General features: G+C 43.6%; 5 protein-coding genes. All 5 read left to right on the forward strand.

Annotated elements, in window-relative coordinates; all coding sequences use genetic code 11:
• The first annotated feature begins 52 nt into the window (after positions 1–52).
• The 5 genes from B3E00_RS02035 to B3E00_RS02055 all read left to right on the forward strand — a co-directional run bounded on the left by B3E00_RS02035 (position 53) and on the right by B3E00_RS02055 (position 12,603).
• Positions 53–2,284: a trehalase family glycosidase gene (locus B3E00_RS02035; RefSeq protein WP_349681456.1), complete on the forward strand. Its 2,232-nt coding sequence runs from the start codon at positions 53–55 to the stop codon at positions 2,282–2,284.
• Positions 2,262–5,582 carry a glycoside hydrolase family 2 TIM barrel-domain containing protein gene (locus B3E00_RS02040; protein WP_293936563.1) on the forward strand — a complete coding sequence of 1,107 codons (3,321 nt, stop codon included), beginning with the start codon at positions 2,262–2,264 and terminating at the stop codon, positions 5,580–5,582. The genes B3E00_RS02035 and B3E00_RS02040 overlap by 23 nt, the downstream gene beginning before the upstream one ends.
• Positions 5,583–5,734: 152 nt before the next feature.
• The gene (locus B3E00_RS02045) at positions 5,735–9,136 is read left to right on the forward strand and encodes a glycosyl hydrolase (RefSeq protein WP_293936566.1); all 3,402 of its coding nucleotides are present in this window, start codon (positions 5,735–5,737) and stop codon (positions 9,134–9,136) included.
• Between the two features lie 7 nt (positions 9,137–9,143).
• Positions 9,144–11,162 (forward strand): aceric acid hydrolase, encoded by a 2,019-nt coding sequence (locus B3E00_RS02050; RefSeq protein WP_293936569.1) that lies wholly within the window; start codon positions 9,144–9,146, stop codon positions 11,160–11,162.
• 19 nt (positions 11,163–11,181) lie between these two features.
• Positions 11,182–12,603 carry a sialate O-acetylesterase gene (locus B3E00_RS02055; protein ID WP_293936571.1) on the forward strand — a complete coding sequence of 474 codons (1,422 nt, stop codon included), beginning with the start codon at positions 11,182–11,184 and terminating at the stop codon, positions 12,601–12,603.
• Positions 12,604–12,607: the final 4 nt, after the last annotated feature.

Raw genomic sequence — 12,607 nt, forward strand, 5'->3', positions numbered from 1 at the left:
TCATCTTATTTTTTAGTGAGCAACTGAAAAAAATATAGCGCGTGTTTTACTAGTGAAAAACACATATACCGCCGAAGTTAACGTTGGTTTTGGTGTTAGTGAATTGATTAACAATGATTCGAATATGAATAAAATTATTTTAATTATAGGTTGTTTAATTGCAACAACGACAGCATTTGCACAACAGGTAAGTACCTGGATCTGGTATCCTGGAGATTATGAAGTGTGGTTGAGCAACAACATGCAAAATCGCCGTACGGACAGAGGAACCTTCTTTCCACCGTTTTGGAAGATGGATAGTCACTATGTTCTTGTCGAGTTCAGTAAAGAATTTGATTTGCCTGCTGATGAAGAAATCAGTATTTATGCCGAAGGCAAATATAATGTCAAGATCAACGGGAAAATGCTTCCAGGGACACCTGCTAAAGTGCATCTTCAAAAGGGGAAGCAAAAAATCAATATTAAAGTTTACAATCAAGGAAATGTTCCCGCGCTGTATGTTGCAGGAAAAAACGTAACGACAGATAGCGATTGGAACGCAACCTATGAAGATAAGGAATGGATTGACGAGACAGGTAAAGCGTCTGATCAATCTGGAACAAGCTATGTTAAGGCCGGTAAATGGAACTTTAACGGACCAACAGCTCGACCATCTACGTTTAAATTGCCCGTGAAACCACAACAAGCGCTTTCGCAAGAAAAACAAGGTAATGGTATTTTGGTCGATTTCGGAAAAAATACATTTGGTTTTCTTACTCTGCATAAGCTGGTGGGGACAGGTCGCCTGAACATCTATTATGGCGAATCCCGAGAGGAGGCACTTTCGACGAAAACCAGTGAGACCATCGATTTACTTGAGGTACATAATCAACAGCCACAAGATAGTACACTTGATCTATCCAAAGCTTTCCGCTTTGTTTATTTAGAACCCGAAGGATCGGTAAAATTTGATCAAATATCCATGGAATATGAATACTTACCAGTTGCAGATCGCGGATTCTTTCGTAGTTCCGATAATGAATTAAACAAGATATGGGATGTCGCCAAATATACCATGGAACTAACCACACGTGAGTTTTTTATTGATGGTATCAAACGTGATCGATGGATCTGGAGTGGTGACGCCTATCAATCGTATGCCATGAATTACTATTTGGGTTTTGATTCCGAAGCTGTCAAGAGAACTATTTTAGCGTTACGGGGTAAAGAACCGACGATCAGCCATATCAACACCATTATGGACTATACCTTCTATTGGTTTTTGAGTATCGCCGATTATTACCGTTATACCGGTGATAAGGAGTTTATAGCCGGTATTTATCCACGTATGAAAAGTCTGATGCAGTTTTGTTTGGATAGAAGAAATAGCGATGGTTTGATGAAAGGTTTAGCTGGCGATTGGGTATTTATTGACTGGGCCGAAGGTCTCAGCAAGCAAGGGGAAGTGAGCTTTGAACAATTATTGCTGTGCCGCAGTCTCGAAACCATGGCAATGTGTGCCGATTTGGTTGACGAGCCGAAAGACAACCAACACTATCAACAAGAAGCTCAACAACTCAAAGATAAGCTATTTGCCTATTATTGGAACGATCAGAAAAAAGCCTTTGCACATAGCCGTATTGATGGTAAGCAAACCGATAACGTGACACGCTACAGCAATATGTTTGCGATTTTCTTTAATTATCTGAACGAACAGCAACAGGCAGGCGTGAAGGCTAATGTCTTGTTAAATGATCAGGTACAACAGATTACCACGCCTTATATGCGTTACTACGAACTTGAAGCTTTGTGTGCACTTGGTGAAAAGGACTATGTGATGAAAGAAATGAAAGACTATTGGGGCGGTATGCTAAAACTTGGTGCGACGACCTTCTGGGAAGAATTTAATCCAGCAAAAAAAGGAGCCGAGCACTATGCGATGTATGGAAGAGATTTTGGTAAGAGCCTTTGTCATTCGTGGGGAGCAAGCCCGATCTATTTGCTGGGCAAGTATTATCTTGGTGTACAACCAACGGCTGCGGGTTATTCGCAGTACGAAATCAAGCCCTATTTGGCATCCTTAGCGTGGATGGAGGGAAAAATACCAACACCAAAGGGTGAGATTGAACTTTACGTGTCGAAAAACAAGATCAAGGTAAAATCACCTGTTGGAACAGGGACATTAAAACTGCGGAGCAAGGTTGTTCCACGCGTGAAACACGGTCAAGTAAAACATATCTCAGGAAACGACTATGAGCTCGTTTTGGAAAAAGGAATAGCATATGAAGTCGATTACAAATACTAGGTTATATAAAAAAATAGTCGTGTCCAAGCTGAGTGTTGCCTTGTTGCTGTCGATGTTTGCGGTTTCAGTACAGGCGCAAACGGTAGACGGTAAGCCAGCGGTCATCCCACCGGTACCAAATGGTCAGATTGCCGCGCCTTGGGAAAATCCGATGATTACTTCCATCAATAGAGACCCCTCACGTGCGACAGGATATTCCTATGCCACACTTGAAGAAGCCTTGAAGAATGAAAGAGAAACAAACAAACGGATGCTCTTTTTGAATGGCGAATGGGATTTTAAATTTGCCTTCAAACCGGCCGATGCACCTCAAGATTTTCATTTATCCGAGGTCAAGGGATGGGACAAAATCCAGGTGCCTTCCAATTGGGAGATGAAAGGTTATGATATTCCCATTTACCGTTCGGCAGTCTATCCATTTAGCCCAATTGATCCGCCGCGCATTCCCAAAGATTACAATGGTGTAGGGTCTTATCAAAAAACATTCGAATTGCCCGAATCATGGGATGGAATGAATATTACCTTACATTTTGGTGGTGTTATCTCTGCCTATCAGTTGTGGATTAATGACAAATACGTAGGTTATGCGGAAGACTCCTGCTTGCCATCTGAATTTAATGCCACACCTTATCTTAAAAAAGGTAAAAATCGCATCTCTATCCAAGTCTTGCGTTGGAGCGATGCTTCCTATCTAGAAGATCAGGATCATTGGCGCATGAGCGGTATTCACCGGGAGGTGTTTTTGATGGCCGAGCCAAAAGTGCGTATTGCTGATTTTCATTGGCAGGCAACTTTAGGTGCTGATTATCAAGATGCCAAATTCTCGCTTCGTCCAAAAGTTGATAATTTTTCAGGCGACAGTATCAACGGTTTTACGCTAAAAGCACAGTTGTATGATAGCAATAATAAGCCTATTCTCGACAAACCATTGGAAAAAGATGCTTCGGTTATCTTTGATGAAATCTATCCGAGATTGGATAATGTGAAGTTTGGACTATTGGAAACGACGATCAAAAATCCAAAGAAATGGTCGCCGGAAGAACCTAATCTCTACCGTTTGGTACTGACGCTTTACGACAAAGAAAATCGTTTGCTCGAAGCGAAGACCTGTCAAGTAGGGTTTCGGAGCATCGCTTTCTCTCCAAACGATAGCAAACTCCTGATCAATGGTAAAACGACGTACCTCTATGGTGTCAACCGTCATGATCACCATCCTGAACGCGGGAAGGCACTGACACGGGAAGATATGGAAGCGGATATTCGCCAAATCAAACAATTTAATTTTAATGCTATCCGGACTTCTCATTATCCGAATGATCCCTACATCTATGAGCTCTGTGACCGTTATGGTATTATGGTGATGGATGAAGCTAATATGGAGACCCATGGACTTGGTGGAAAACTCATGAACGATCCCTCCTGGCTGGCGGCACTTCAGGAACGTGTCACACGCATGGTGGAACGGGACAAGAATCATCCTTCCATTATCATCTGGTCGTTGGGAAATGAATCTGGAAGAGGTCCGAATACAGCCGCGATGGCTGCCTGGATCCATGATTTCGACATCACACGTCCTGTACATTACGAACCGGCAATGGGAAGCCACCAACTACCGGGTTATATCGATCCTTCGGACCCACGTTATCCAAAATCCAACGATCACTCGCACCGGATTCAAAATGTGAAGGATCAGTATTATGTTGATATGGTATCGCGGTTCTATCCCGGTATTTTTACTCCTTCATTACTCTTAAATCAGGACAATGGCGACCATCGCCCGATTCTCTTTGTTGAATATACCCATTCCATGGGCAATTCGACTGGTAACATTCGCGATTTCTGGGATATTTTTCGTGCACATCCCCGTTTGATCGGTGGTTTTATCTGGGACTATAAGGATCAGGCCTTGATTCGCAAAGATTCCGTTTATGGTAAAGTATTGGCCTATGGTGGTGATTTTGGCGAAAAAGTACACAATGGCGCTTTTAGTTTGAATGGTATCACCGATGCCTGGGGGCGACCAAAAGCGGCGATGTACGAGAATAAACGAATCTATCAGCCTGCAGAGGTCACTTTGGTTGATCCAGAAAAGGCCACGGTACAAGTCAAAAATAGATCAGCGGAGCTCAACCTAAATCATTATGATGCTGTCTTATTATTCCGCAGAAATGGGCTGCTGGTGAAAGAAGTGCCGATATCGGCCATGAATCTGGCCGCAGGCGATTCTGCCCAGGTAAGCTTTGCCAAATATTTACCTTTCAAGCGTGCCGCAGATCAGGAATATCAGCTCGATATTCAGTTTCGTTTACGGGAAGCGACAGCATGGGGACCAGCAGGATTTGTTGTCTCTTCATCGCAGGTTCGATTGCAGGAACAATCCAATGTCCTACGACCTTTATCATACAAAGGAGGTCAATTGATCAAAACAGAAACTGCCGATAAGTATCAGATCGCAGGCAAAAACTTTCAGGTTAGCTTTGACAAATCGACTGGAAGTTTGACTGCGTTTAATTACAAGGGACAGGAAATAATCAAAGATGCCATTCGCCCAAACTTTACGCGGCCGGCTACGGACAATGACCGCCGGGGCTGGAAACCGGAGAAAAAACTAAAATACTGGTATGGCACACCAAAAGTAGTGTCGGTAAACGCGCAGGAAAAAGATCAAGGGTATGAAATACAGACACTGTATGCCCTTGCGGCTGATTCTGCACAGGTAAAAGTGATCTATACGGTGAAAAATCCAGGTATTGTATCGGTAAACTACCAGCTTCAGGTGAAGGCTGAGTTACCTAATATCCCGAAAGTAGGACTTCAAATGGGGATCAATCCTACATTTGAAGATATCCAATATTATGGCCTAGGGCCAATGGAAAACTACCCTGATCGTGCTTATGGATTTGATCTCGGTGTTTATCACATGAATATTGATCAATTCATGGAGCACTATCTTTATCCGCAGGAGAATGGAAATCGGATGGATGTTCGTTGGATGCACCTTCGAAATAAAAATGCAGGTCTTTTGGTTGTCGGCGAGCAGCCGCTGTTTATGAGTGCATGGCCTTATTCACAAAAAGCAATCGTCGAAGCAAAACACTGGTTTAAATTGAAAAAGGAAGATAAGATTACCTTAAATGTCGACTTAAAACAGATGGGTGTTGGCGGAAATGATACTTGGACAGATGTATCGCAACCATTGGGAAAATATCAAATTCTGGCAAAAGACTACAATTATTCCTTTTATTTGATTCCGACAGATTTGAAACAACCGATCGAGGATTTTGTAAAATCTAATTAAATAAATGAAGATTAGCAGGAAGATATCCAGTAAGTAAAGTTAACCCCTGTAGGCGTCGACTAGTTGAAATGACGCGATAAGGGAGATACATTCAAAATTGAAAGAAATAAGCTGTCCAACCTTTTGGATAGCTTTAAAGAACAAGATAAGATATGATGAGGATTAAGTTGCTATTAGGGACAAGTCTTCTTTTGGGCTGTTTGAGCAGCAATGCGCAGATTAAAGGTATTCCAACGGAATTAGTTCCTTTGGATCAACATTCGTTTGAACGAGCAAAACCTTGGGTATTTTGGTACTTTATGCATGCCAGCTATTCCAAGGAAGGGATTACTGCGGATCTGAAAGCGATGGCAGAAAATAAGATCGCAGGAGCCTATCTAGCACCAATCAAGGGCAAAACTAATCCGCCTCTTTTCGATCCGCCGACAGAGACGTTGACACCAGCATGGTGGGATATGTTCAAATATATCGTCCGTGAAGCAAAAAAATACGGAGTAAAAATAGCTTTATTGCCCAATGATGGATTTGCAACCGCGGGGGGACCGTGGATCAGTCCCGAGAAGTCGATGCAGAAAGTCGTGTATGCCGATACTATAATCGATAGCAAGGGGAAGCGGTTGCGGAATATTCAGTTGCCACAACCACAAGCCCAACAAGGCTATTACGAGGATATTGCGTTATTTGCAATGCCATTGACACATTCGCCGCGAAAGAGCCTTACGGAGAAGGTCCACGTATCCAATAGCTATGGCGAAGATCTAAAACGATTGGCAGACAAAAATAACAAACAAAATTTTGCGACGACTGCGCCTGGGTGGATACAATATGCGTTTGATCAGCCCTTCCCCTGCAATTCATTGAAAATTGAATGGACAACATCCAATTACCAAGCAAACCGTTTGCAAGTTTGGGCGAGCGATGATGGCGTAAATTTTCGGAAGGTTACACAATTAGAATCCCCAAGAATGGGCTGGTTGGATTGGGATAATGGCGTAACACATCTGATCCCCTACACCAAAGCGAAGTATTTTCGCTTTGTATACGATCCTACAGGAAGTGAACCGGGAGCCGAAGATCTTGATTCCGGTAAATGGAAACCTTCCCTAAAATTAAATGGAATCAGTCTGTTTGAAGAAGCGCAGGTTAATCAGATCGAAGGCAAGACAGGAGAGATCTGGCGTGTTGGGAAAAAATCCGACCCAAGCGCTGTTGCCAAGGAAGCTGTTTTCGGACAACAGCAGCTTATCCGTTTGCCTAGGCCAGACCAAGCAGGTCGTGTAGACTTAACATTACCAGCAGGAAAGTGGAAAATATTGCGTCTTGGACATACCTCCACAGGTCATAAAAATGAAACTGCTGGGGCTGGAAAGGGGCTGGAATGTGATAAATTGGACGCTACTACAGTTGCTTTTCAATTTGATCAGTGGTTTGGAGCAGCCAAAAAGCATGTGGATCCACAGTTATCTAAAGAAGTCCTCACGGTATTTCATATTGATTCTTGGGAATGCGGTAGTCAAAACTGGACCCGTAGTTTTCCGGATGAGTTTTTAAAACGCCGGGGTTATGACCTGACTGACTATTTACCAGTTTTAGCGGGTTGTTTCGTCAATAGTGTAGAAGATTCCGAAGCCTTTTTGCAAGATTACAGACAGACCATCAGTGAGCTGTTGCAGGAGAAAGGCTATGCTACACTACGTCAGAAAGCGGATGAATACGGTGTCGAATTTACGGCCGAAGCCACGGCTCCTGTGATGGTCGGTGACGGGCTAGCCCATTTTGCTTCAACCGATCGTCCAATGGGTGAGTTTTGGCTCAGAAGCCCTTCGCACGATAAACCTGCGGATATCTTGGATGCCATCTCAGGAAGCCATATTTATGGCAAACAGGTGACTATGTCCGAAGCCTTTACCCAGATTCGGGCCCAATGGGATGAACATCCGCGGCTTCTGAAAAGTCTTCAGGACCGAAATTACGCCTTGGGCATCAACAATCTGGTCTACCATGTGTACGTGCATAATCCCTGGATGGACCGTAAACCTGGTATGACCATGGACGGTATCGGAACCTATTTTCAGCGCGATCAAACGTGGTGGAAACCTGGTAAAGAGTGGGTTAATTATGCGATCCGCTCACAGCAGCTACTGCAATATGGAGTACCGGTACGAGATGTAGCTGTGTTTATTGGGGAGGAGATTCCAAGAAGGTCTGTACTCCCAAGTGCTTTGATCGATGTCTTACCCGGTATTATTGGTGAAGCCCGTGTTCATCGTACAGATTCTTTGTTGGCCAATGTCGGCCTACCCTTACAAAAAGTTGCAGGTGTGACTACAGGAGCCAATATGTATAGACCCGAAGATTGGGTCGATCCACTACGCGGCTATGCCTACGATTCCTTCAATCCCGATGCGCTTTGGAATCAGACTAGCGTACAGGACGGTAAGGTGATTTTTGCGAATCATATTGCTTATGCTTTACTTGTGATGCCTGGAGAAACAGCATTAAATCCGAATGGTAGCCAATATTCCCTTCGTACGCTAGAACGCATCAGGAGTCTTGTCAATCAAGGGGCTACGGTGCTCTTCCAAGATATTCCACAGACATGGCGGGGCAAACTGACCGATGACAAAGTACAACAGTATCGCATTTTGCTTGATGAGTTATTCACTGGGCTAGAGCCATTCACAAATACAACATTACAAACGAAGCAGATCGGCAAAGGCCGTGTGCTTGTTGGCCACTATGAAGCGAAAGATTTTAAGCCGCTAAATATTGCTCCCGATGTGCTGATTAACGAAGGGCACAATCCACATATTTCTTGGAACCATCGCCGTTTCGATGGTGGTGATTTGTTTTTTGTAGCCAATCAAGATAGTTTAGCGCAAAAGGCAACTTTATCTTTACGGACAAAAGAAAAATATGCCTACCGTTACGATCCTGTAAGCGACAAACTAGCGGTTTTACCGTTTAAAGTGATCAACGATAGGACCGTTATCGAACTTTCGTTTGATGCGTATCAATCTGGCTTTGTATTGACCAGCGATAAAAAAATAGATATACCGACCTATCAATACTCCGGAAAAACAGCTTTGACAGGACCCTGGTCATTTACGGCTGATGGGTTATCCGGCAAGCAAGCAATTAAACAGCAAGAGCCTCAGTTTTGGACAGCCAGTGCAGACGATGACATTAAATATCATGCTGGATCAGGAAGTTATCAAACGACCATTCATATCCAAAAAATAGCTGAAAAGCAACGCGCTCATTTACAATTTTCGGCCATTGAATCTATGGCAGAAATTTTTGTCAATGGACAATATGCTGGGGTCGTCTGGACCAAACCTTATCAGATCGATGTAACTGATTTTATCCGGCAAGGTGATAATAAAGTACAGGTCAAGGTCTATAATACATGGGGGAACCGTTTCCTTTATGAAAAAGAGAATACAACAGTAGAAAAGAAAATGCAGGCAACAGCGTCAGACAAGTTCCTCAAAGGCTTATTACCTTCCGGATTACAAGGGAAAGTTGACTTACTGTGGTTAGATGCAAAATAAAGAAATCATGAATACGAAGCACAAACTAATGATCCTGGGGCTCTTCTTCGCGACGGCCTGTCAAGTCCAGGCCCAGGAAAGGTCTATTACCAATACGGGGTCGAGTCCCCATGCTGTTCAAAACGCAGTTGATATGGGCGACGTGAAATGGACGAAAGGCTTTTGGGCGGATCGTACCAAATCGTGTTATGAGCAGATGGTACCGCAACTCTGGCACGTTTATACCGATGCCTCCATTAGCCATGCTTATCGTAATTTTGAAATCGCCGCGGGATTGGAAAAGGGTGAGCATAGCGGACCATCTTTTCATGACGGCGACTTCTACAAAACATTGGAAGCAGTCTGTGCACTATATGCCCAGACAAAAGATAAAAAACTGCTTCGCATGCTGGACGAAGTGATTCCCGTGATCCGCAAAGCGCAACGTGCCGATGGCTATATTTATACCAAGGCGACAATTGACCAGCAGCGATCGGGACAAAATATTGAATTTCAAGATCGTTTGAGCTTTGAGTCTTATAATATTGGACATTTAATGACGGCCGGATGCATACATTACCGGACAACGGGACAACTGGAACTATTGGATATTGCAATAAAGGCAGCGGATTATCTGTATGGGTTTTATAAAAAGTCCAATCCAACTTTAGCCCGAAATGCAATCTGTCCCTCCCATTATATGGGAACCGTCGAGCTTTATCGGACGACCAAAGACCCAAAATATTTAGAATTAGCCAAGCATTTAATTGATATTAAAGGTGAAATCGAAGATGGAACGGATGATAACCAAGATCGCATTCCGTTCCGTCAGCAACATAAAGCTACGGGACATGCCGTACGGGCGAGCTATCTTTATGCAGGTGTAGCAGATTTATGCGCCGAAATTGCAGATACAACGTTGAGCAACCGCCTTTTTGAAATTTGGGACGATGTCACGAAGCACAAGATGTACATTACAGGCGGTCTGGGATCGCTGTATGATGGTACCTCACCTGACGGAACTTCCTATAATCCCAGTGAGGTACAGAAAATCCATCAGGCATTTGGGCGGGATTATCAATTGCCCAACTTAACTGCGCACAATGAGAGCTGTGCAAATATTGGTAATATGTTGTGGAATTGGCGCATGGCGAATTTCACGGGCGATGCAAAATACATCGATGTATTGGAGCTGGCACTCTATAATAGTGTACTGTCAGGGATTAGTTTAGATGGCGACAAATTTTTGTATACTAATCCATTGAGTTACTCCTCCGATCTTCCATTCCAGCAGCGCTGGTCTAAAAAGCGTGTTCCTTATATTGCACTGTCTAACTGCTGTCCACCTAATATTGTTCGTACGATAGCAGAAGTAGCCAACTATGCTTACGGATTAGCAACAGATGCCGTAGCAGTCAACTTGTATGGTGGAAATGAATTAAATACAACATATCAAGGCAAAAAAATCAATATCATACAAGAATCCGGCTATCCATGGGAAGGATCCGCCACCTTTATCCTAAAAGAATTTCCTTCCAGTTATACCCTGAAACTCCGGGTGCCGGGTTGGGCTGGGAAGGTTGAAATATGGAAAAACGAAACGAAAATCGAAGCACCGATGGAGAAAGGCTATGCCATATTAGCTGGATTGTGGAAGAAAGGTGATCGCGTTACCGTCAAACTGCCGATGGAGGTTGCTCTGATGGAGTCAAATCCACTGGTTGAGGAAACGCGTAACCAGGTTGCAGTCATGCGTGGACCGATCGTGTATTGCCTAGAGAAGCAGGATGTGGCTGCGGATGTCAATATCTTTGATCTGAAAATGAAACAGGGTGAACAGTTTGTGCCGAAAAATGAAAATATCTTAGGGCAGGATATTGTCTTGTTGAAAGGAAAAGCCTATCGTACAAATAGCACGAAATGGAATTCACTATACCGTAAAACTTCCGATGGAAAGCCTGAAACTATCCCTGTGCGTCTAGTACCCTATTTTGCTTGGGGAAACCGTGCATTTGGTGATATGAGCGTTTGGATGCCAGTATTTTAATGGGATAAATCGTATGAAGATGAAAACTTATTTTTTTATGATCGTATTCCTATTGGCACAATTGGAGAGCCAGGCAGAAGTCCGTTTATCGGCGCTCTTTACCGATGGAATGGTGCTGCAGCAACAAAGCAAAGTCCCTTTTTGGGGCTGGGCAGAACCGCAGGCAACAATAACCGTACAGACCTTCTGGAATGGGCAGAAATATCAAGCGAAAGCAGATAAACTTGGCCAATGGAAAATTGTAGTACAAACACCTGTAGCAGGCGGTTCTTATCAGATCAAGGTCTCAGAAAAGAATAGCATTGAACTCCATGATATTTTAATTGGTGAAGTTTGGTTATGTTCGGGCCAGTCGAACATGGAAATGCCTTTAAAAGGCTATCCAGGGCAACCGATCCTCGGTAGCACCGAAACGATGATGGATTCCAAAGACGATCAACTGCGTATCTATACCGTGCCTCGCAATCCACAGATTCAGCCCGCAGCTGACAGTAAACCAAGTGTTTGGAAGAAAGCTGAACCGCAATCCGTGGTCGGTTTTAGTGCAACGGCCTACTATTTCGGACGGCAATTGCGCAAAACTTTAGGGGTGCCTGTTGGTTTGATTCATAGCAGCTATGGTGGTTCAACTATTGAAGCCTGGATGGAGGCATCCTGGTTGGCAGATCAGAAAGGTCTGCAGCTCCCCAAAGAAGAAGAGGGCCTGAAAGATAAAAACCGTATTCCGACCATGTTGTACAATGGTATGATCCATCCTATTGCAGGATACGGTATCCGTGGCATGATTTGGTACCAAGGAGAATCTAACTACGATCGTCCAGAGCAATATGAAATACTATTCCCCCGTATGGTTGAAAAATTCCGTGCGTTATGGGGAAATAATAAACTTCCGTTTTATTTTATGCAAATTGCACCATTTGATTATGCTTCATTGCCGCCTTATCATGTTGGGGGAAAATACAATTCGGCCTATCTACGCGATGCACAACGTAAATCTTTGGATAAAATTCCGTATTCTGCAATGGCCGTCACCTTGGATTTGGGCGAACAGAATTGCATCCACCCATCACATAAACAGCAAAGTGGCGAACGATTGGCCTACCTAGCACTGCACGATAGCTATGGTTTTGAGGCGTTAAATCTCAAAAGCCCCCTATATGAAAGGTTGGAAATTAAAGGCAGTACAGCGATACTTTCTTTTAAGGATGCACCATTGGGGCTAACAGCATATGGTAAAGAAATAAAGACTTTTGAAATTGCGGGTAAAGATCAGGTTTTTTATCCTGCAGAGGCTGTTTTGAAAGGAAAGACCATTATTGTCGCGTCGCTCAAAGTTGAGGAGCCGGTGGCTGTTCGTTATGCATTTAAAGATTTCGTCGTCGGAGAGGTGTTTGGAGCCAATGGTTTGCCCTTAAGCTCTTTCCGTACAGACGATTGGTAAACAG

The organism is Sphingobacterium sp. UBA5996, assembly GCF_002429765.1.
GTDB lineage: Bacteria > Bacteroidota > Bacteroidia > Sphingobacteriales > Sphingobacteriaceae > Sphingobacterium.

What these genes read in the sequence shown, in the direction of transcription:
- B3E00_RS02050 (WP_293936569.1), top strand. Translation starts at nt 9,144, where the DNA reads ATGAATACGAAGCACAAACTAATGATCCTGGGGCTCTTCTTCGCGACG.
- B3E00_RS02040 (WP_293936563.1), top strand. Translation starts at nt 2,262, where the DNA reads ATGAAGTCGATTACAAATACTAGGTTATATAAAAAAATAGTCGTGTCC.
- B3E00_RS02055 (WP_293936571.1), top strand. Translation starts at nt 11,182, where the DNA reads ATGAAAACTTATTTTTTTATGATCGTATTCCTATTGGCACAATTGGAG.
- B3E00_RS02045 (WP_293936566.1), top strand. Translation starts at nt 5,735, where the DNA reads ATGATGAGGATTAAGTTGCTATTAGGGACAAGTCTTCTTTTGGGCTGT.